We start from the raw sequence: 20,978 nt of genomic DNA, 5'->3' as shown, positions 1-20,978 counted from the left end.
CTTAGATGGCCTCCTGGTTTGATTGTATTTTAGTTGTTTTGTTCTTGTTCAATCGCTGCATGATAAAAGCAATCACGGTGACAACGACGATGATCAGCTGTGGTAGCGTACTATACCACGACGGATACACGCTCAGCGTTGAAAAGCTTGGAATATAATCATGTACCGTTGATGGAAGGAATCCTGCTAGCTGTAGGCTATGAATCCCTGAGCCCATGAACTTCAGACATAGATAGAATACGATAATGCTAGAAACAAGGAAAAACGGCTTCAGCGGCAAGCGAACGCTCAGCTTCAGCATGAGGAAGCAGATGACCATTAAAATGCCAAACCCGACGCCCATACCTGCTAAAAGCTTGTTCATAGACATTTGATTCGCCATTCCAACTAGGAAAATAACGGTCTCAATTCCTTCACGTAACACGGCAAGAAACGCAAGTACCGCAAAGGAAATCACTTTTCCATTACTCAATGCCTTTTCCGTTTTGCTCGTCATAAAGGCATTCCAGCGCTTAATGTTAGAATTGCGGTGAAGCCAGTAGCTCACATACAGAAGCATGACGCTTGCGATTACTCCTGACCAACCATTAATTAAAAAGTTATTTTGGCCAAACGCCGCAGAGCTCAGCACATAGCTCACTAAAAAGCCAATCGCAATGCTTGAAAGGATACCGGCGATTGTACCGCCCCACACCCATTGACTGCCGCGTTTTTGCTGGCCGCGCTTTGTGAAGGTTAGGAGTGCACCAATCACAAGCAGCGCCTCAAGTCCTTCGCGTATTGGAATAAGCGCTGCATCCCACACGCCGTATGCTGTATTTGATAACGGCTTTAAATCAGAGATCATATGACCGATCGTCTTCTCAGCCTTTTTTAAACCGCTTTCAGAATAAACATAAGAATCAAGCAGTACGAGGCGTTTTTCTGAGTTGTTGTACGCCACTTTTGATTGACCAACCACTTCGCCTTCTACCGTTAACCACTGTGATTTTAGCTGTCCTACCTGTGCTTTAGCTTTCGGAAGGTCGCCATCTTTTAACGTTTGTTTCGTTTCCTCTAGTAAAGAAACGTAGGTGGATAATGTAAGCTTAGAAGATGCGGGCGTTTTTCCTTCTCCCTGACCTTTTGTATATTGTGACAAAAGAAGCTGCAATTCTTGAAGAGACTCTTCAGCCTTCTCAGCGTCTTGATTTAACAGCGCAATTGAGACTGCTGCCATTTTCGTTTTAATCTTTCCATATGTAGAAAGTGATTCTTCTCGAACATCTCCCTCAACTTTCGTCCACTGCTGCTTGAATTGTTCAAAGGCTGTCTCACTTTGAGCCCAGTCGTTCTTTTTTACCGCATTGATGGTTCCATCAACGCTTTTAGTTGAAGCCTCAATTCCCGCTTTTCCTGGAATCTCTTTTGCTCCTATATAAGAAGGAAACACGATGCAAACTAGTAATACGAACGCCAACAAGCTAAACAAAACACGTTTCATTATGTATGGTCCCCTCCACTAATCGAAAATAATTCTCATTATCATTAACTGTTTTTATTATTATTAGAAAATGGATTCTTGTCAATCTATTTTTTCAAATTTCGCTTCTTTCATCGTTTCTTACAATTTTGTAAGGTAGTCGTAAGGTTACGCGATATTTTTATTGGCCACCTTCTTTTATAGTAAGAATTAAGAAATTCGCAATTAGGAAGGTGAAAGCCATGAACATGCGTCAGCTCGCATGGAATAACGTTCGACGAAACTTTCAGGTCTATTGGTCTTATTTTATTAGCAGTTCCTTTTCAGTCATGATTTTTGGCCTCTGTGCCCTTTTTATGTTTCACCCTGAAATTGAAAGCGGAACGGTGAAGGAAATTGGAAAATACGCCATGTACTCCGCAGAAGTGATTATCTTTATTTTCTCATTTTTATTTGTGACCTACTCCGTTGCTGCGTACTTAAGACTGCGTTCGAAGCAGCTTGGTGTTCTAACCATTTTAGGTGCGAAGCCGCGTCAAATTCGGAACATGCTGTTCTTAGAAAACTTTTTACTTGGACTCGCTTCGATTTTGTTTGGAATGGGAATGGCGCTTTTATTAAGCAAGCTCTTTTACTTAGCAAGCGGGAAATTTCTTGATTTAAATACGCTGTCTTTCTATATGGACTGGAAACCACTTGTCCTTACGATGGGATCATTCTTTGTTCTCTTCTTAGTGGTATCCATGTTCACGCCTTATTTCGTTCGTAGTAAAAAAATAATCGCCCTACTATCTGAAAGCAGCAAGCCACGTCACTTTAAAAAAGCCAATCTGTTTTTTGTTTTGGTGGCTATTGCAACGCTTGGCTACGGCTATTCTCGTGCCATTTTTATTAACGGACAGCTCGATATTGTGAAAGATTTTCTAGTCATTGTCGGCCTTGTCACAATCGGGACGTATTTCTTCTTTTCACAGTTTTTAATCTTCTTATTTCAAAAGATCCAAAAATCACAGGGCATAAAAGCAAATGCAGAACGCATGCTCACCGTCTCAGGACTGAGCTTCCGTCTAAAGGATCATGCGCGGACATTTTTCCTGATGACGATGGTTTTAACCGTTGCTTTTTGCTCGATCGGAACGTTCTCAGCCATACAGTCCTACGCTGAAAACATAAAAAGTTTTTATCCGACCGAGATTAACTATTTAAGCCTTCCTGGCAACAAAAACGAAGAAAAGCATATGAACCTGATCCGAAAAGGCATTGAAAAAGACAATCTTACGTATGAAGCCTTTGACGGGGACATTCGTGTGATGCAAACGAGCGTAGCTAAAACGACTCTCGTAATGAGTGGTGGCGAATTTAACGAACTTCGTAAAATTCAAGGGAAAAAACCTGTAGACGTTCGAAGTGGTAGCGTTCTTTATTATCGAAACTTCAGTTCCACTTATCCAGGGGATACGGTCCGCTTTTATACAGGAAACTCAGGGATTGCCAAAACGATTCAATCTCGTTCGAATATCGTTCCCATCGTCGCCAATAACCCAAACGTCGGCGCCATGCTCGTTGTAGCAGACGCGGACATGAGAGAGTTTTCAGGGATCCAACCAGATGCTCATTACTATACGTATAACGTCAAAGATTCACAGTGGAAGGACACAAATAACATTGCGCCTTCTCTGATGAAAATGACATCCCGGAGCACCGAGTATTCGTATACGAGCGTTGGCGTTCTGTATCAAATGGTTCGTCAAGCATACAACGTCATGCTGCTTGTCTCATCGCTCGTTGGAATTATCTTTTTCGTCACGTCAGCTAGCTTCTTATACTTCCGCCTCTTCACAAACTTTGATGAAGACGTGAAGCAGCTAACGATTTTGCGCCGCATTGGTCTTAGCGCATCACAGCAGCGCTCCATTATCACAAAGCAGCTCGCTTTCCAAGCGTTCCTACCGCTCGTCATTGCGATGATCCACAGCTGTGTCGCCTTTGTTACGCTGCAAACGATGTACAAAGAGTACGGTAATATTCGCACTGAACTAGCTGTGGTGTTGGGTTGTTTCTTGGTGGCGCAGGTTGTGTTTTTCATTTGGCTTCGACTACATTATATGGGGAAACTAAACAAAGCGATGGGGGTCTGACCCCCATCGCTTTAAACCATTAAACGACACCTTCATTTGTCAACACCGCCTACACCACCCATCTTCTCCACTTGTCGATTTTTGTCGAACAAACATCCCAAAATAACTTTCTTACAAAATCAACACAAGTCAGTACCCAAAAGGTGCCTTCTTTCTTTTTGGTTCTTTTCGGTTCATACTTTTCGTTGTGCAGACAACCGTTTAATCATCTGCTATTCGGTTATAGTAACGATAGAACATTATTTCTTAGAGGAGGCAATCGAAATGAGAGCATTGTTATTACAAAAAGGCGATCAGTGGCAAGATATGAAGGTAGGAGAAGTTCCTACTCCCTCTCCAAAAAAGGGCGAGGTATTAGTGAAGGTACACGCAACAGGGCTTAATCCTGTCGATTATAAAGTAGCAAACGGCAATAACCCAGATTGGAACTATCCACACATTGTGGGCGTTGACGGAGCTGGATTAATTGAAGAAGTAGGAGAAGGGGTGACTGAATGGAAGAAAGGTGACCGCGTCGTGTATCATGCGAGCTTAGCGAATGACGGAAACTTTGCTGAGTACGCGGTGACTACTGCTCATACAATTTCGCGTATTCCAGATGGTATTAGCTTTGAGGATGCAGTAGCGCTTCCGTGTGCGGGATATACGGCGTATCAAGCCCTCTTTCGTAAAATGCACATTCAAGAAGGCAAGACCATTTTAGTTCATGCAGGTGCTGGCGGTGTTGGTGGCTTTGCGATTCAGCTCGCAAAACAAGCAGGCCTAACAGTCTTTACAACGGCTTCTGAAGAGAACCACGCATATGTAAAAGATCTTGGTGCTGATTATGCGATTGACTACCGCAAGGAGAACTTCGTTGAGAAAGTGATGGAGCTGACAAACGGCGTTGGTGTGAATTATGTATTAGATACGGTAAGTCGCGATAACTCAACGACTTCTTTAGACGTTTTAACGTTTAACGGTCATCTTGCATTTATCGCAGGTGCACCTGATTACACGAAAATCAAACCGTTCACGACCTCTCCTTCTTATCATGAAGTAGCGCTAGGTGCGGGGCATTCCTCTAACAACATGGACGAGCAACGTGATTTTGCGAAGATGGGTAACGAAATGCTTCAACTGTTAGCAGACGGAAAAATCTCGTCTCTTCTTGAAGAAGTGATTTCCCTTGACGAAATTCCTCAAGGACTACAAAAACTTGCCGACCGTCATGTACGCGGTAAAATCGTTGCTAAAATCGCAGGAGAATAACAATAAAAGGGGCGAAGCGCTCTACACAGCGCTTCGCCCTTTTCTCATGATTACTGGTAGCTTGCTAATGCGACGCCTACTCGATCTTCAATACTTTTGACATCATCTGCAATAAAGTTGTTTAAGATAAGGGAAAACACGAGCTTTTCCCCACCTTTCGTTGTCACATACCCAGACAGCGCACTTGCACCTGTAATCGTTCCCGTCTTCGCTAAAACGGTTCCTTCCGCAGCTGTTCCCTTCATGCGATTTCTGAGCGTTCCACCTGTCATGCGATCACTGTTTCCTGCGACAGGAAGCGAATATTCATAGTCATGAAACCATTTTTCTTTTTGCACGTTCACAAGAAGCTTTGAGATCTCATTCGTTGGCACGTTTGTCACGTGTGATAAACCAGACCCGTCTCGGAAGCGGAGCGTTTTAACATTGACGCCTTCTTTTTCAGCATAAGCGCGAATAACATCAAGGCCCTTCTCCCAGCTTCCTTCCTTGTATACCACTTGCCCCATTTCTTTCACTAAGCTTTCCGCAATCGTATTGTTGCTAAGCTTCATAAATGGCACCATGAGCTCTGAGAGCGGCTTAGATGATTTCGTATAAAGTAAAGAGGCTTTTGCTGGTGTAATTCCGTATGTATTGTTCTTCCCCTTAACGCGAATGCCTTCTTTTTGTAGAGCCTGTGTAAACAGATCAAGCGCATAGCCCGTTGGCTCCCATAGCGTCACCCATGAGCGGCTAGCCGTTGCTTTTTCCGGAATCGTTCCTTCTACTAAAATTTCATTCGTTCCATGATTGCGCGTCACTGAAATTTTCTTCGTGCCGTCTGATGCAACCGTTTTGGTGTGATTAATAATTTTCGCGTAGTTTGTGTGAGGAACAAACGCGACACGTGCAGGCTTCCCTACCGTTGTTGGCGTCGTTTCCACAATCACCGTTCCCGCATCATAATCCGTGTTTGGTGAAGCTGTTAACGCTGAAATCTGTGCTCCGTAGTAAAAAGGTTCATCGCTCCACACTAAGTCCTCAGACAAGCGCACGTCATTGTACCAGCTATCGTCCGCTACCACATTCCCTTTCACTTCTGTAATGCCACGTTTTTTGACTTCCTTGGCAAGCGTTTGAAAATCCTCTTCTAAAAGAGAAAAATCACCTTTTCCTTTTAGATAGAGATTCCCACTTAGTTTGCCATTCTTCTTATTTCCGTCCGTATATATTTCCGTTTTGAAGCGATAATCGGACCCAAGCGTCTCAAGCGCTGCGGATGCGGTGAATAACTTCATATTAGAAGCGGTCTTCAACCGGGTGTTACCCATTCGCTCTAATACGACCTTCCCTGTTTCTGCATCACGAACGCTAATGGAAGCAATTCCTCCACTCAGTCGGTCATCTTGCAAAATCGTATTAATTTGCTCTGACAACTTCGCATAATCGCCTGCTGCTTCAACATCGGAGCCGTGATTTGTGGCAAATGGCATTACAACTAAGCAAAAAATAAAGAGCGGTAACAGCCATCTTTTTAACATTTGCTTGTCCATGTCTTTCTCCCCCTTGTTCTTCATTTTTTCTACTTCTTTATTTTAATTGAATATTCAAATAAATCAATGAGACATAAGAGGGATTTGTTGCAAATTTTTTCCTCTAACTAGCAAAAGAAACAGCCCCAAGCTAGTTTGCCTGAGGCTGTCATTCTTCATTCTTTTTCTTCAGCTTTTTTCGTACGTCCATGCTTTTTCGCTGATTCCCGAAGTAAATATTCAATATGAGAGTTCACGCTGCGAAACTCATCCTGTGCCCATTTCTCTAAAATTCCGTATAATTCAGGATCAATGCGAAGTGGAAAACTTTTCTTCTTTGCCATATCATCACATCATTTAGTAGAGTGTGCCTGTATTTAAAACAGGCTGTGTACCACGATCAGAAATGATCGCGACCATAAGGTTATTCACCATTTGTACTTTTCGTTCGTCATCAAGCTCAATCGTACTATTTTGATCCAACTGCTCAACGGCCATCTGTGCCATTGAAACAGCTCCTTCCACAATCTTCTGACGAGCTGAAAGAATCGCCGTTGCCTGCTGACGTTGTAGCATGGCACTCGCAATCTCAGTAGAGTATGCCAGGTGCGTTAAGCGTGCTTCAATAACGTTTACTCCAGCTACTTCTAATCGCTCCTGCAGCTGAGCGCTAAGCTCTGCCGATACCTCATCTGCATTGCCTCGGAGCGTAATTTCTACATTATCAAACGTATCATATGGATATTTCGTTGCGACGTGGCGAATAGCCGTCTCACTTTGAATTTCAACAAACTGCTCGTAGCGATCAACATCAAAAATAGCTTTGGCAGAATCAACGACTTTAAACACAATGACCGCCGCAATTTCAATCGGGTTTCCTTCGACATCGTTTACTTTTAGCTTTTTACTGTTAAAGTTTCGAACGCGTAGTGATACGGTGCGACGAATAGCAAGTGGAACGGTTAAAAATAATCCGCTCGCTCGAATCGTTCCTAAATACTGACCGAAAAAGAGAATCACCTGCGCCTGGTTCGGCTGAATAACCGTAATACCTGTTGCAAGAAGTAACGCGATGACGATTAACACCGCACCGAGGAGAACTTGTTGCTGAAGTAAAAAGAATGCGCCGACTCCTCCCGCAAGAATAATGAGAAGAATTCCCACAAATCCATTCATATACATCGCTTTTCTTTCCTTCATTTCTCTACCCCATTTCACTAGATCATTCAAACAGCAAACATTTCTAATTTATTCTTCACTATTATATTATTTCCATATCACTATGATATCACTTTTGGATAAAAAAGGCAAAAAAGCATTTTACTAAAAAGAAAGGAGTTTTTATCTCCGTATCGAATGGTTAAATTAGGAATAGATATAGCTTGAGAGAGTGAAAATTTTTTTGAACAAAGGAGTGATAAGAGGTGAGTTATCGAAAAATGTACACGAAGCCCTTTATCATGGCTCATCCCACCTACACCCTTCTAATAATACTGACCTTTTTTCTCCCAATAAGTTATCGCTTTAACGTCTTGATAACCGTGAGTATTTTATTTGCCATCTTCGATCTTGTCCTTTGGGGTAAGAGTCGTAAAAACCGCACTAAACCAAAAGAAACATAAAAAAACGTGATGAGGCGATCTCATCACGTTTTTTTATAATACGACCATAAACACAAGCGGAAGCGTTGCAAGGCTAAGCGATGTGCTGACTAATGTCGCAGACGAAACAAAGTCCGGATCGGTATTATACTGCAGCGCATACATCGTGGTGTTCGCTGCGGTTGGCATGGCCGCTGTAATAATCATAATTTGCTTCACCATCGGATCAACCGGTAAAAAGAGCGTCAGCACGTAGGCAACAAGCGGTGATACGAGAAGCTTCACTAAAAGAGAGAGTGATAGCTTGCTTTTCGCTAAATTGCGAAGTGATATATTCGCAAGTTGCATGCCTAGCACGATCATAACCGTTGGAATAGCGGCATTTGCGACTAAATTGACTGCTTCTTTTACTGAATTACTAAGCGGAATGTGCGCGTATTGAAACAGCACGCCAAGAATAGCACCGTAAACGATCGGCATTCGGTATACCGCTCTTACCGCTGAGCGAATCCCGTCCGCATCAGGACTACCCTTCGCCGCGTAGTATACCCCGACTGTACACATGACCATTTGCTGAATAACCATGAGTACAATCGCATAGTGAAGTCCCACTGCCCCAAATAGCATCAGGACTACAGGTGTTCCGTAGTTTCCGTTGTTCATAAACACAGAAGCTAGGATCATTCCACACGTTTCAACCTTGTTGTATCCTCTCACATACCCAATAATATAAACAATTAGAATAAGAGCAAAGCATAATCCGAACGTATAGAGCGTCATATATAAGTATGTACGGTCAAATACCGCGTTATAAAACGTTTGAAACACTAGCACAGGCGTCAGCAAGTAGAGCGCCATCGTCGAAATGGTTTTCGGATCAAACCCAATCTTCTTTTGTCCTACATACCCTAGCACAAAGATCGCGAATACGGGCAGCAGCACCTTCAAAAATTCCATCTTCTCACCTTCGTTGTCATAAAATAAATGAAAAAAATGACCCAACGGATCACTTTACGTCATAAATAAGCTTTCATTGCAAAGCTCTTCTTTTTCCCTACTTAGTAAGTGTATTACAAATTTTGTGAAAAGCGTATGGATTTTTGAAAATTTGTAACAAAATAAAAAAAGGCGATGAAAAAATTTTTTCCATCACCTGTACTAACATACACACGCTTCTGTAAAAACCTACGCTTCCTTTTGCTTTTTGGAGTATAGCATGATGATGCCAAGTGATAATGATAATGCAAGACTAATAATCGAAGAGTATACTGCTGTTATTCCATCAACAAAAACCAAACAGGCAATTAAAAAGCCTAGTACGATAAAAACAAAACCGCCAAATCGCTGTGTTTTATTCCAAACGATCTTGCTTTCAAGCGCTTCTTTCGTTCGAATGCCAATTGACGAATTTTGTTTAATCGTAGGCATGTAGTTTCCAATAATGATGAAGAACAAGCCGATGATTACAAAAAGGAGCTTTTCAACCCGCACCTGCTCATCTTGAGTATTGAGTAGAAACAAGCTATTAAGCGACCACGTAAAGAGGATGAAAAAAATCGAAATGGGTCTATTGATCTTTCTTTTGTGCACATTTTTGCGATCATATAAAACAAATAAATAGGTCATCGAGAGCAAAACAAAGCTTAGTACTAAAAACATACTCATGACAAACAGCTTACTGCCATACTGATCTGGATTACCCGCTGCATCAAAATGCATGGCTACCTTATCAGGTAAATAACGAAAGAAAACACCCCACGTTAAAATAATGACTAAAAATGATGTACCGATCACTGCTAGCTGCCTCATTTTTATTCCCCCTGTTTATTCAGTAGTGTTAGAAACCACCCTAAAACATCTTGTAAGACCGTTAGATTTAGTGAATAAATGACGTATTTCCCCTCTTTATATGATTCAATGAGCTGGCTATTTTTCAAAATAGATAAATGTTGCGATATGCTCGGCTGGGAAATATTGAAATGTGCGGCAATTTCACTGACCGTCATGTCTTTTTGTTTTAATAGTTCCACGATTCTCCTTCTTGTCGGATCGGCAAGCGCTTTGTAAGTATCAGACAAAAAAATCCTCCTTTTCGATAAATTAACATATAGCTATATGACTATATGTTAATAGAATTGGTTTTATTTGTAAATGGATAAACATAAAAAAACAGCGAATGCTCGCTGTTTTTCGTTAGATCTGAAATTGGTTCGCGCGCCATAGCTCTGTCATCGAGTGGGTCGCTAAGCGCTTGGATGTTTCAGTGACGCTCACCCAGCGGTGGCGGTTGAATACGTAGCGCGTAGATGGAATGTCTGTGAAAATTCCTTCCACAGATTGAGCGTTGAAAACGACAAAGTTAGCGGGATGACCTTCTTTTATTCCGTACTGACGTAATCCTAAAATACTTGCCGGCACGTCCGTCATCATTTTTAATAAGTCGTGCTGCTCCCCTCTCGTTCCCATGTGCGCCACGTATGCCGTCATGAGACCAATTTGGATGAGGTCTGCTTTTCCGAATGGGTGAAACGGATCGTGAATATTGTCAGATGCCGTTGCAACTCGAATGCCTTCTGCTTTTAGCTCTCGAATTCGTGTCGTTCCCCTTCTGACAATTCCCTCGTCACCTCTGCCCTGTAAATACATGTTCACGGCGGGAAGTGTGACAACGCCTAAATCCGCTTCTTTCATAAGCTCAATCACTCGATGTGCCTTGTCTTCTTTCATTGCAGCGAGCGAACATAAATGGTCCACAACAACGCGGCCCTTCATGTCGGACTTCACCGTCTGTTCAGCAATGGAAATAACCGTATCACGCTCAGGATCATCGCTCTCATCCGTATGTAAATCAAGCGGCTTATCGTACGTTTTCGCCATTAAAAATAGAAGCTCAATTTCCTTCTCGGGTTCTTTCGCTAAATGAGGTGCTCCTCCAATTGCATCGATTCCAAGCTCAATTGCTTTTCTCATACGCTCAAAGTGCGCTTCATCATTCACATCAATTCCTGAGAACATCGGTGCGACTTCAATGTCCATAAACTCTTTCAGCTCTTCTCTTACTTCAAGCGCAGTCTCTAACCCCCGAAAAGCTACTTCCTCTGGGAGTGTAAAGCTGAAATCTATATGTGTTCGAATCGTTGTCGTCCCGTAGCTTAATGCTTCAAGCGACGTTTTAATCATACGCTGTCGTAAAATTTCACTTGTAAACGTCGGTGTCAGCTTATCATAATTATGAATCGCTTCCTCTAGCGTGCCGCTCTCGTTCGGTACGCTATTGAATGAATACGCCTTATCAAGGTGCATATGCATATCCACAAGTCCTGGCAGCATGACGCGACCCTCACAGTCAATTTTTCGCGTCTTCCCGACGTGCTCACCTTTTAACGGAATGAACGTGTCCTCTTCACGATAGTCATCTTGTTTCTTTATAGACTCATATTTACCTTCCTGAATAATTACCTCATACAACGATGATCGATCTTCTAGCGGTAGATGTACGTTGATAAAGTGAAGCATAAAATAGGTCGCCTCCTTCTTCATAATCCCCCACTAAAAAGGTTCGTCATGCACCCACTAAATCCTTTTTCACGCCCCGGAAATCTATTCGACAAGCTATACATAAAAACAGCCCTGCTTTTCTCATACTAGAAGAGAAAAGCAGGACCTTCATTTACCCGACCGGTTCTTTTGCGTATAGAAGCTGTTCTAAAAAACGACTGAGCTTTGTTAATGGCTCTCGTGATTCTCGCAGCAGCCTTTTCCGCTGATTTTGATAAATTTTTTGCAGTTCTTTCTCAATGCTGATTTTCTCATGATACAGCACGTCGATTTTTTCCTCGTATCCATCGAGCGTAATGGGACGCAGCACGGATAGCTGGTAAATCGGCTGATCATAATCGACTAAGTTCAAAATAGCATTTAATAAAAGCGTATTATATAAATCCGTTGATTTTAAATGTTCAACTAAGACACGCAGTTCTTTCAGATGATTGGGTTGAAGCGTAATTTCGTCATGTAGAAGCGTTCCGACATAGACGAAACAATCTTCGTGCAGCGCGTGATAAATCCCTTCCATACGCTGCAAGCTTTCACTAATCTTCATTTCCTTACTCCTCCTCTTGTCCTTCTTCTTGTTTTATATGAAACAGAAGGTCCAATTATGATTCCTGTTATAAAACTTTCGACTTGAGGAAACATTGAGAAGCATTTCACTTTCTACTATCATTTTACGAAAGAATTTGATAGCATTAACAAGATAGATCATCTAAAGAAAACAACAGGCTTATTCAACATTAAAAGAAAGTCCCCCTTTTCTAGGTGGGCTCATATAAATGATAGTAACGCTATATTTGAACGATAAGGGGTTGTGTTTATGGCAAATACACACACATACTCTAAGCCGGAAGAGATTGCAAATGCAATTACTCATGGAATTGGAGCTATTTTAAGTATTGTAGGATTAACGCTGCTAGTGGTTTTTTCCGTTCAGCATGGAACGCCGTGGCACGTAGTAAGTTTTACGATTTACGGAATTACGATGCTGCTTTTATACGTGTCATCGACTCTTGTACACAGCTTTCCTGAAGGCAAAGTGAAGGATTTGTTTGAGATCTTTGATCATTCGTCCATTTACCTCTTTATTGCCGGAACATATACACCATTTATGTTTATGTTAAACGGTGCCCTCGGTTGGACGATCTTTGGAATTGTTTGGGGAATGGCGGTTGGTGGGATTGTGTTTAAAGCCTTTTTTACGAAAAAGTTTTTATTCATGTCAACCATTTTATACGTCCTTATGGGATGGCTCATCGTATTCGCATGGGAACCACTTCAATCCATCCTACCTGAGCCTGGCATTATGCTGCTTGTGATCGGTGGCGTCTTGTATACGGTCGGTGCCGTGTTCTACGTATGGAGAGGATTTAAGTTTCATCATATGATCTGGCATTTATTTGTGTTAGCCGGTACGGTTCTTCACTTCTTAGCCGTCATCTTGTACGTTTTAAATGTGCCGATTTACTAAAAAAACACGACGTTCGCGTCGTGTTTTTTTAGTTCAAGAGGATATGAATGGAATCAGCGACCGGTTCATAGCCGATCTCCATGTAAATTTTATTCGATGTTGGATTATCAAGATCCGTATAAAGCGACGTTGAGGCATACCCTTGATCAAGCATGCGCTGCGTAAGAGCGGCTACACACTGTGAGGCGTAACCCTTTTTACGATGCGACGGCGGCGTGTAGACGGCATTCACGGAAATGTTACTTCTTGTCGGGCGAGTGGTGGCAGCCATTGAAATTAACTCCCCGTCCTTATACAAGCCGTACAAGCTATTGGCATCAAACCACATCGTGATCTTCTCATGTACCGCTTCCATCGTCATCGGCTCATTCACTTCTTGTGAAAAGTCATAGAGAAATTGATAGGCGGTGTTAAGATCCTCTTTTTCAATGTGCTTCAACCCTTGTAAATTCACTGGAACCTTTACTTCTTTTAACTGATAAATACGTTGATTCATATGTACAGATAATGTGGCATTTCGCCATTTCGCCCACTGCTCAATTAGTGCAAGTGACATGTTTCGATCACCGATGATACCAGGAATAGTTGGGTAGATCATATACAGCTCCTGTGCAATGTGATCAATTTCTTCTTTTGAAAAATCCACTATTTTCGCTAAAATCACTTGATTCGGATGCGTTTGTAAAAATATTGCGCCGACTTCCTTGTCCTTTAAGACGATTGCCATGAATAAAGGCGGCGTGTGTTCGTTTAACCGCTCCGTAATTCCTAAGATTAAATTGTGCTCAGCTTCCTTCGTCTCTAACACCGGAATGACTTTTTCTTTAAATACTCGAAAGTCTTCATCATACTGAAACTCCAACATCTTTACTCCTCCTTAACCAAACAGTACATCTAATATATTCCCTAGCTGTCCCTTCTTTCCCTCTAAAATCTCTGGATTATACACTTCAACGTATCCGCAGTTATTGCAAGAGACAAATAAAAACTGGTTGTGCTGAATATCAAACATTTTACTAAGTCCCGTTCCCGTCATCGCTACCCGCTTTGTCCGGCAGCCTGTATGCTCACACTTCACACATTTAAACCGATCACTAATGGCATTTTCTACTTTTGACATTTGGAGTTCCTCCCTTGTTTTACTAATATTAAATACGGAATGAAGGCAATAAAAGTTTCAATAACTACCAAAAAAAGCACTGCGGCTTCAGCCACAGTGCTTTCTATTAAAATAACTCCCTAATTAACGTGTATACTCCCATGATCCCCATAATCACGACAACAAACCATCCGAAAATAGTTAACCATACTGGGTGCTTGTAATCCCCGACAACTTTCTTTTTATAAGCAGCAATCAGCATAATCGTTAGCGTAATCGGCAAGATGAGTCCGTTTAGCGCCCCAACGAACACAAGCGTTTTAACAGGTTGTCCAATCGTCATAAAGACGATCGTTGAAAACACGATAAACGCAATAATAATCCAGTTCTCGTACTTTGCAATCGCTGGATGAAACGTGCGAATAAAGGACACAGATGTATACGCTGATCCAATAATCGATGTAATCGCAGCGGCAAGCATTACAACACCAAACAGCTTATAACCAACATTTCCGGCTGCTAGCTGAAACACAGATGCAGGCGGATTGTCTGGATTAATCGCTAATCCTTGACTCACAACGCCTAGAGCAGCTAGAAATAAGAAGATACGAATAATTGAAGCAATCGTAATGCCAGAAACCGCTCCTCTTGTTGCGTCTGGAATCGCGGATCTTCCTCTGATATTCGCATCTAAAAGGCGATGACCACCAGAAAAGGTGATGTATCCGCCAACCGTTCCACCAACAAGCGTAACGATCGCAATCGGGTCAAGCTCAGTCGGCATGATCGTACGAAGGGCCGCTTCTCCTACAGGAGGGTGAGACGTAAATGCGACATAAACCATCAAAAGAATCATGACGCCCCCCATAATTTGCGCAAAGCGGTCCATTAGCTTCCCTGCTTCTTTTACAAGAAAAACGGCAATGGAGATGACAGCGGCAATTAGCGCACCGATTTTTGCATCGATGCCAAATAGAACCTGAAACCCGAGTCCCGCACCGCCCACATTTCCGATATTAAAGGCTAGTCCACCGATTACGATCAGAACAGCAATAAAAACCCCTAGCCCTGGAAGGAGAATATTTGCGATATCCTGGGCTCGTTTCTCCGATACCGTAATAATACGCCAAACGTTAAGCTGGACACCGATATCAAGTAAGATCGAAATTAAAATGACAAAACCAAAGCTTGCGCCTAGGCTCTGTGTAAATACGGTTGTTTGTGTTAAAAAGCCTGGTCCGACTGCCGAAGTTGCCATTAAAAAGGCGGCACCAAGCAGTACGCTCCATTTTCTCGTTTGGTTGCTCATGATTGTCTCCTTTTATGTCGATGATGTAATATGAATTCCTTCTTTCTGTAAAACGTTCCCAATATGCTGTGCAAACTGAAGTGCATGCTCACCGTCACCGTGGATGCATACCGTGTCTGCTTGAATCGGAATCGACTGGCCCTGAATGGTCTGAACTTCCCCTTGCTTGATCATTCGAACAACTTGGGCAATCGCATCGCCCGCATCTGTGATTAACGCATTCGCCATGGATCTCGGTGTTAACGTTCCATCCTCTTGATACGTTCGATCAGCAAACACTTCATGACGAACACGAAGCCCTGCTTCTTCACCAGCCTTAATTAATTCACTTCCGGCTAGTCCATATAAATATAGTTCACCATCAAATTTCGCAATCGCTTTTGCAATCGCAGTCGCTAGGACGGGATCTTTCGCAGCCATGTTATAAAGCGCACCGTGTGGCTTCACATGATTCAATCTTCCGCCTTCCGCTTGGACAAATGCATTTAAGGCTCCTAGCTGATAAAGCACCATATCATAGGCTTCATCACTAGAAATCGCCATGTTCCGTCGTCCGAAGCCGACTAAATCTGGAAGACCTGGATGTGCGCCAATTGCCACGTTTTTCGCTAAAGCAAATTGGACCGTTTTTCGCATAACAGACGGGTCCCCCGCATGAAAGCCACAGGCAATATTGGCGGACGTTACATAATTCAATATCTCTTGATCATTGCCGATTTGGTATGCTCCAAAGCTTTCTCCTAAATCACAATTTAAATCTACTTTCACTTCGCTTCCCTCCCTAATTAAACTGAAATTGAAGTGCTTTTTTAATCGTTGAAATAATGGTTTCTCGTTGAATATATGCCTTTTGTGCTTCCTCTAACGAGATGTACGTAAATTGCAGTGATTTTCCTGGTGGAACTTGTGCGAGCTTTGAGAAATCAACGCTTGCTACCTGAGCGATTCGCGGATATCCTCCCGTCGTCTGGTGGTCCGCTACAAGAACAATCGGATTGCCATCAGGCGGCACTTGAACAGTTCCGAACGTAACCGCGCTTGAGACAAGCTCTAGCTTTTCACGCAGCTGAAGCTCTGTTCCCTTTAAACGATAACCCATTCGATCAGATTGAGGAGTTACTTGGAACGGGTGCTTCGTCAACTGCTGCTGGCTTTCTTCTGTAAAATACGCATATTCAGGCCCCTCCACAACGCGAATAGATGGCTCATCTTCGTAAGTTGGAAGTAGTTCAGAGCTCAGCGTCCAAGATGCAGCAACAAACGCTTTCCCTTCCTTTTTCTGAAGTTTTGAAAGAAGATGCTGACTCTTATCGCTCGGAGAACCGCACGTTAGCTCATCACCTGCTTGGAGCGCTCGTCCGTTAACGCCACCGATTCCTGCGCGAACGTACGTAGAACGACTATTCATGACAGGCTCTGTTTGAACGCCTCCACCAACAGCCAAATACGCTCTGCACCCGCTCTTTGGAATACCAAACTGCAGCAAGCTTCCCGCTTTTACGAGAACAGGGCGCCACATGCCGACTTCTTTGCCGTCAATAACGGGGGACAAATCAGCTCCAGTAAGCGCAATGAGCGTATCTTCTAAAAAGGAAATTTTCGGACCCATAAGCGTAATTTCCATAGCACCTGCGTTTTCTTCATTTCCTGCTAGTAAGTTTGCGACGCGTAGAGCGAGCTGATCCATCGCACCACTTGTAGTGATGCCGTACTGCTGATAGCCTATTCGACCCGTATCCTGAACCGTCGTGAGCAGCCCTGGGCGAACCATTTTCATTCTCATATGCTCACGCTCCATTCATCGTATTCTTTTTTCGAAATCGCCGTAAATTGAATGATATCTCCTGCTTGTAAAAGCGTCGGAGGATCTTCATGCGGCTGAAAGAGCGCAAGCGGTGTGCGGCCAATAATTTGCCATCCACCTGGACTTTCAAACGGATAAACGCCCGTTTGATTTCCTGCGATGCCAACTGATCCTGCTGGAATAGCAGAGCGCGGTGATGCTTTTCTCGGCGTGGCAAGCTTCTCTGATAGTCCCCCAAGATACGGAAAGCCAGGGGCAAACCCGAGCATGTACACCAAGTATTCACCGCTTGTATGTAAATCGATCACTTCTTCCTGTGATAATCCATTATGTCGTGCAACCTCTGCTAAATCAGGTGCGAACTCACCTTCATAACAAACAGGAATTTGAACCGTTCGTGAAGGAGCTTCTTCCTCTACATCAAGCGCAAGTAATATGCGCGTCACTTCATTTTTGATCTGATCATACGGAGAAAATTGAAGTTGAAGAGGATCATAATAAATCGTTACGGTCGTAAATGCCGGAACATATTCAACGAGTGCTTTTATAGGGGTTGCTTCTAAATAATGAACGAATGTTTTGATTTTTCGGTGTATATCACGGTCAATGCGATCCCCAAACTGAACCACAATCGCCGCATCACCGAGTGGATATAAGTGAAAAGCCGATTTTTTCATCCTTCTACCTTCCTTTCGTCGCTGATTGCACTGATGAAAAAGTGCTTCTTTTCATGTTACAAAACCTAACATGTAAACTATCTTAACATACTAAAAACAAATTGACCCAGTCTATTTTTCCCATTTACCCTTTTTTCCTTCATTTCGCTCACAAAATCTCTTCCGCATTAGTGTTTCCAAACAAAAAAGAAACCCGCTATTTTCTCGTAAAAATAGCGGGTTTCTTTTATGAAAAAGACTTAATGACTCATCATATAAAAATTAATGATAAACGCAATGCTGATGATGTACATCATCCAATGTACTTCACGATAGCGGCCTGTTAACACTTTTAGAAGAGTATAAGAGATAAATCCAAAAGCTAGTCCTTCCGCAATGCTGAACGTTAGTGGCATTAGCAGTACCGTTAAAAATGCCGGAACAAACTCTGTAAAGTCATCAAAGTTGATGTTTCGAATATCGCTGAGCATTAACGACCCAATAATGATGAGTGCTGGTGCTGTTGCGACACTCGGAATAAATTGGATAAGCGGTGCAAAGAAAAGGGTAAAGAAGAAAAGGATCGCAACCGTCAGTCCTTTAAGACCTGTACGCCCTCCTTCTGCAATGCCCGTTGCATTTTCAATATACGTATTCAGCGCCGTACTTCCGAAGATAGCACTTGCCATTGTCCCAATTGAATCTGCTGCAAGTGCACGATTTAAATTAGGGATCTTCCCGTTTCGATCCATTAGATTGGCTTTTTTCGATAACCCAATCAGCGTTGCTAACGTATCAAACAGTTCGACAATCGTAAATGAGAACACAACCGAAAAGATTCCGTATGCGAACGCACCTTTTAAGTCCATTTGCATGAACGTAGCGGACACGCTTGGAAGATGAAGAGAAAATACATCACTCGCCTGCTTCGGAACGTGTTGAAAGCCGATAATCATCGCTAAAGCTGTCGTAGCGATAATGCTAATAATGAGCGCACCTTTTACACGTCGCGCCATTAAAACAGCTCCAAGAATTAACCCAAACAGTGCTAAAAGCGGGCCTTTATGTGCAAGGTTTCCGATCCCGACGAATGAAGATTCGTTCGGAATGATGATTTCCGCATTTTTCAAGCCAATAAACGCAACAAAAAAGCCAATTCCCACCGCAATCGATGATTTTAACACGTTTGGAATGGCGTCAATAATCTTACTTCGAATTCCTGTAACGGTTAGCAGGAAAAACACAATTCCTGATATAAACACAGCCCCAAGCGCTGTTTGCCACGAAAGGCCTTGTCCTAAAACGACGGAATACGTAAAAAACGCATTAAGTCCCATACCAGGACCGGTCACAATCGGGAAGTTGGCCCAAAGTGCCATAATTAACGTACTGAACAAAATCGCATAAATCGTTGCTGCAAGCGCTGCTTCTTTCGGTATACCCGCATCAGATAAAATCAAGGGGTTTACGATAATGACATAGCTGATTGTCATGAACGTTGTAATGCCTGCTAAGATTTCTGTTTTCGTGTTCGTTTTTCGCTCTGAAAGCTTAAAAAAACGATCTAGTTTTCCTTGAGATGTCCCACCGCTCAAAACATTGTCCTCCCTTTAATAAAGTAGTAACGACTCATATAGAAATGCCCGAAACCGAGCCTAACGGACCACATATTTGTAGCTAGAATGAACATGCTAAAACGAAAAAACGCCCTCACTTGGACGTACCGTAATCTGTTTTCCTTGACAAATAAGTGTATAATCATTTTGTATTATTATAGTAATAAAAGTTAGAATGCGCAAAGAGATTTCGCAACGAAAAGGCTTACATTTAAAATGTTTTTTTATTGCAAATATTGTTTACAATTCTCGAAAGTTAGAAGGGATTTTATGTATAAAAATCGTTTTACTAGCATGCTTATAACTTTTGTGACCGCCTTAGTGGGAGGAATTGTTTTTAATCTCATTCACTCCCCGCTTCCTTGGTTACTCGGTTCGATGCTTGCTGTCCTCATTATCTCAAAGCTCACACCGCTATCTTTTTACTGGCCGAGTCTTTTACGAAATATAGGATTAGTCGTTATCGGCTACATGATTGGCCGTTCGTTCACGAAAGATACGCTAACAGAAATGCTCACACAGCTTCCTTCAATGCTCGTGATGACCGTCTCCATTATTTTAGCTAGCTGCATGCTTGCTGTTATCATTTCCAAAATTACAGGTATTAATCTGAAAACGACGATCACAGGAAGCGTTCCTGGTGGCTTATCACAAATGGTCACGTTAGGAGAAGAAATGAAAGGCGTTGACCTTACCGTCGTTACCTTTATTCAAGTCTTTCGGTTGATGGGCGTTGTCTTCGTGGTTCCGTTTCTCGCTTCAAGCTCATTGTTTGAAACAAAGGGCCCGGTGGAGCATAGCGCTGCAAACGTAGAATCCTTCACGTGGTCCTCTAGCTGGCTGCTCGTACTCCTGCTTTTAGTCGCCTACGGCGCTGGGGTAATGGGGAAGAAATTAAAATTTCCAACACCTTACCTGCTTGTTCCCATTGTCCTAACAGCGATCATTATGCTAACAGGTGTTCACGCCCCTCCCCCACCGAACGGACTCATTGAGATTGCCCAGATTTTTATGGGGGCATATTTAGGACTGATGCTAAAACCGGAGCAATTGGATAAAAAGCTTACGCTTACGACCTCTACGATTATGACAACGCTCATTCTAATCGCATGTTCCCTAGGATTTGGCTTTGCGCTTGTTCACTTCCATCACGTTTCATTCGTAACAGCTTTCTTGAGCACTTCACCAGGTGGAATGGCGGAAATGGCTGTAGTCGGTCGAGACGTTGGCGCTTCTCTTTCTGTGCTAACAGGGTATCAGCTCTTCCGCATTTTATTTATTTTATTAATCGTCCCACCTACTCTAAAGTGGTTGTTCAAACACCCTTATTTTCGGGATCGTTAACGCTGTGTCTATGAGACACAGCGTTTTTTTCATAAAAAAAGACCTAGCAAAACGATGCTAGGCAAAAGATTGGATCTTCTCAGATCCGTGCGACCATATTATTGAGGTTATACGAAATCGCAGGAGAATAATGTGATCTTGAGTTCATCATACAGTTGTTC

20 protein-coding genes are annotated in these 20,978 nt (G+C 42.6%); 4 read left to right on the top strand and 16 right to left on the bottom strand.

The genetic code is table 11. The annotated features are described in order from the left end of the window. Position 1: 1 nt before the first annotated feature. A complete protein-coding gene (locus IE339_RS04470; protein WP_242173910.1) occupies positions 2-1,483 on the bottom strand; it encodes an FTR1 family iron permease in 1,482 nt (493 codons plus the stop codon). 221 nt (positions 1,484-1,704) lie between these two features. Here IE339_RS04470 and IE339_RS04465 point away from each other — a divergent pair, with 221 nt between their 5' ends. Then, positions 1,705-3,600 (top strand): ABC transporter permease, encoded by a 1,896-nt coding sequence (locus tag IE339_RS04465; RefSeq protein WP_242173906.1) that lies wholly within the window; start codon positions 1,705-1,707, stop codon positions 3,598-3,600. 264 nt (positions 3,601-3,864) lie between these two features. After that, on the top strand, positions 3,865-4,851 hold the full coding sequence (locus IE339_RS04460; protein ID WP_242173904.1) for a zinc-binding dehydrogenase: 987 nt from the start codon (positions 3,865-3,867) through the stop codon (positions 4,849-4,851). 50 nt (positions 4,852-4,901) lie between these two features. On the opposite strand, the gene dacB is transcribed toward IE339_RS04460, so the two are convergent. From dacB to IE339_RS04420, 8 genes are all read right to left on the bottom strand, one after another. Further along, positions 4,902-6,386, bottom strand: coding sequence for a D-alanyl-D-alanine carboxypeptidase/D-alanyl-D-alanine endopeptidase (dacB, locus tag IE339_RS04455; RefSeq protein WP_242173902.1), 1,485 nt, complete (start codon positions 6,384-6,386; stop codon positions 4,902-4,904). 155 nt (positions 6,387-6,541) lie between these two features. Next, positions 6,542-6,709: a type II toxin-antitoxin system antitoxin gene (locus IE339_RS04450; protein ID WP_242173900.1), complete on the bottom strand. Its 168-nt coding sequence runs from the start codon at positions 6,707-6,709 to the stop codon at positions 6,542-6,544. 13 nt (positions 6,710-6,722) lie between these two features. Further along, positions 6,723-7,565: an SPFH domain-containing protein gene (locus IE339_RS04445; RefSeq protein WP_242173898.1), complete on the bottom strand. Its 843-nt coding sequence runs from the start codon at positions 7,563-7,565 to the stop codon at positions 6,723-6,725. Between the two features lie 455 nt (positions 7,566-8,020). After that, entirely contained in the window at positions 8,021-8,923 is a 903-nt protein-coding gene (locus IE339_RS04440; protein ID WP_242173896.1) for an AEC family transporter, read from the bottom strand. Positions 8,924-9,151: 228 nt separating this feature from the next. Next, positions 9,152-9,775 (bottom strand): SdpI family protein, encoded by a 624-nt coding sequence (locus IE339_RS04435; RefSeq protein WP_242173895.1) that lies wholly within the window; start codon positions 9,773-9,775, stop codon positions 9,152-9,154. A gap of 2 nt (positions 9,776-9,777) precedes the next feature. After that, positions 9,778-10,044, bottom strand: coding sequence for an autorepressor SdpR family transcription factor (locus IE339_RS04430; protein WP_242173893.1), 267 nt, complete (start codon positions 10,042-10,044; stop codon positions 9,778-9,780). Between the two features lie 115 nt (positions 10,045-10,159). Further along, the gene (locus tag IE339_RS04425) at positions 10,160-11,482 is read right to left on the bottom strand and encodes an amidohydrolase family protein (RefSeq protein WP_242173891.1); all 1,323 of its coding nucleotides are present in this window, start codon (positions 11,480-11,482) and stop codon (positions 10,160-10,162) included. A 154-nt stretch (positions 11,483-11,636) separates the two neighbouring features. Beyond that, complete coding sequence (locus IE339_RS04420; protein ID WP_242173889.1) at positions 11,637-12,068, bottom strand: hypothetical protein; 432 nt, start codon at positions 12,066-12,068, stop codon at positions 11,637-11,639. A gap of 270 nt (positions 12,069-12,338) precedes the next feature. On the opposite strand from IE339_RS04420, the gene trhA reads away from it, so the two are divergent. Further along, positions 12,339-12,989, top strand: coding sequence for a PAQR family membrane homeostasis protein TrhA (trhA, locus tag IE339_RS04415; protein WP_053399546.1), 651 nt, complete (start codon positions 12,339-12,341; stop codon positions 12,987-12,989). 28 nt (positions 12,990-13,017) lie between these two features. Here trhA and IE339_RS04410 read toward each other — a convergent pair whose 3' ends face one another. The 7 genes from IE339_RS04410 to IE339_RS04380 form a co-directional block, all read right to left on the bottom strand. Then, positions 13,018-13,854, bottom strand: coding sequence for a GNAT family N-acetyltransferase (locus IE339_RS04410; RefSeq protein ID WP_242173887.1), 837 nt, complete (start codon positions 13,852-13,854; stop codon positions 13,018-13,020). A gap of 12 nt (positions 13,855-13,866) precedes the next feature. Continuing rightward, positions 13,867-14,109 (bottom strand): zinc ribbon domain-containing protein, encoded by a 243-nt coding sequence (locus IE339_RS04405; protein WP_242173884.1) that lies wholly within the window; start codon positions 14,107-14,109, stop codon positions 13,867-13,869. A gap of 106 nt (positions 14,110-14,215) precedes the next feature. Then, positions 14,216-15,397, bottom strand: a complete 1,182-nt coding sequence (locus IE339_RS04400; RefSeq protein WP_242173882.1) for an NRAMP family divalent metal transporter — start codon at positions 15,395-15,397, stop codon at positions 14,216-14,218. A gap of 12 nt (positions 15,398-15,409) precedes the next feature. Then, the gene (locus IE339_RS04395) at positions 15,410-16,165 is read right to left on the bottom strand and encodes a LamB/YcsF family protein (RefSeq protein ID WP_242173880.1); all 756 of its coding nucleotides are present in this window, start codon (positions 16,163-16,165) and stop codon (positions 15,410-15,412) included. Positions 16,166-16,178: 13 nt separating this feature from the next. Beyond that, on the bottom strand, positions 16,179-17,180 hold the full coding sequence (locus IE339_RS04390; protein ID WP_277933943.1) for a 5-oxoprolinase subunit C family protein: 1,002 nt from the start codon (positions 17,178-17,180) through the stop codon (positions 16,179-16,181). Continuing rightward, positions 17,177-17,878, bottom strand: coding sequence for a 5-oxoprolinase subunit PxpB (gene pxpB, locus IE339_RS04385; protein WP_242173878.1), 702 nt, complete (start codon positions 17,876-17,878; stop codon positions 17,177-17,179). The genes IE339_RS04390 and pxpB overlap by 4 nt, the downstream gene beginning before the upstream one ends. 239 nt (positions 17,879-18,117) lie before the next feature. Next, positions 18,118-19,452, bottom strand: a complete 1,335-nt coding sequence (locus IE339_RS04380; protein WP_242173875.1) for an NCS2 family permease — start codon at positions 19,450-19,452, stop codon at positions 18,118-18,120. Positions 19,453-19,743: 291 nt separating this feature from the next. Here IE339_RS04380 and IE339_RS04375 point away from each other — a divergent pair, with 291 nt between their 5' ends. Beyond that, the gene (locus IE339_RS04375; RefSeq protein WP_242173872.1) at positions 19,744-20,817 is read left to right on the top strand and encodes an AbrB family transcriptional regulator; all 1,074 of its coding nucleotides are present in this window, start codon (positions 19,744-19,746) and stop codon (positions 20,815-20,817) included. Positions 20,818-20,978 lie beyond the last annotated feature (161 nt).

The organism is Priestia koreensis (assembly GCF_022646885.1).
Classification (GTDB): domain Bacteria; phylum Bacillota; class Bacilli; order Bacillales; family Bacillaceae_H; genus Bacillus_AG; species Bacillus_AG koreensis_A.
Note: the sequence above shows the minus strand (reverse complement) of the source record. Positions and strands in the feature narration are given on the sequence as shown.

Bases quoted from the DNA above. Each gene is read 5' to 3' on its own strand.
- IE339_RS04420 (WP_242173889.1), bottom strand. From the start codon at position 12,068: ATGAAGATTAGTGAAAGCTTGCAGCGTATGGAAGGGATTTATCACGCG.
- IE339_RS04450 (WP_242173900.1), bottom strand. From the start codon at position 6,709: ATGGCAAAGAAGAAAAGTTTTCCACTTCGCATTGATCCTGAATTATAC.
- IE339_RS04405 (WP_242173884.1), bottom strand. From the start codon at position 14,109: ATGTCAAAAGTAGAAAATGCCATTAGTGATCGGTTTAAATGTGTGAAG.
- IE339_RS04445 (WP_242173898.1), bottom strand. From the start codon at position 7,565: ATGAAGGAAAGAAAAGCGATGTATATGAATGGATTTGTGGGAATTCTT.
- IE339_RS04375 (WP_242173872.1), top strand. From the start codon at position 19,744: ATGTATAAAAATCGTTTTACTAGCATGCTTATAACTTTTGTGACCGCC.
- IE339_RS04390 (WP_277933943.1), bottom strand. From the start codon at position 17,180: ATGAGAATGAAAATGGTTCGCCCAGGGCTGCTCACGACGGTTCAGGAT.
- IE339_RS04400 (WP_242173882.1), bottom strand. From the start codon at position 15,397: ATGAGCAACCAAACGAGAAAATGGAGCGTACTGCTTGGTGCCGCCTTT.
- IE339_RS04465 (WP_242173906.1), top strand. From the start codon at position 1,705: ATGAACATGCGTCAGCTCGCATGGAATAACGTTCGACGAAACTTTCAG.
- pxpB (WP_242173878.1), bottom strand. From the start codon at position 17,878: ATGAAAAAATCGGCTTTTCACTTATATCCACTCGGTGATGCGGCGATT.
- IE339_RS04470 (WP_242173910.1), bottom strand. From the start codon at position 1,483: ATGAAACGTGTTTTGTTTAGCTTGTTGGCGTTCGTATTACTAGTTTGC.
- dacB (WP_242173902.1), bottom strand. From the start codon at position 6,386: ATGGACAAGCAAATGTTAAAAAGATGGCTGTTACCGCTCTTTATTTTT.
- IE339_RS04435 (WP_242173895.1), bottom strand. From the start codon at position 9,775: ATGAGGCAGCTAGCAGTGATCGGTACATCATTTTTAGTCATTATTTTA.
- IE339_RS04440 (WP_242173896.1), bottom strand. From the start codon at position 8,923: ATGGAATTTTTGAAGGTGCTGCTGCCCGTATTCGCGATCTTTGTGCTA.
- IE339_RS04425 (WP_242173891.1), bottom strand. From the start codon at position 11,482: ATGCTTCACTTTATCAACGTACATCTACCGCTAGAAGATCGATCATCG.
- IE339_RS04460 (WP_242173904.1), top strand. From the start codon at position 3,865: ATGAGAGCATTGTTATTACAAAAAGGCGATCAGTGGCAAGATATGAAG.
- IE339_RS04410 (WP_242173887.1), bottom strand. From the start codon at position 13,854: ATGTTGGAGTTTCAGTATGATGAAGACTTTCGAGTATTTAAAGAAAAA.
- trhA (WP_053399546.1), top strand. From the start codon at position 12,339: ATGGCAAATACACACACATACTCTAAGCCGGAAGAGATTGCAAATGCA.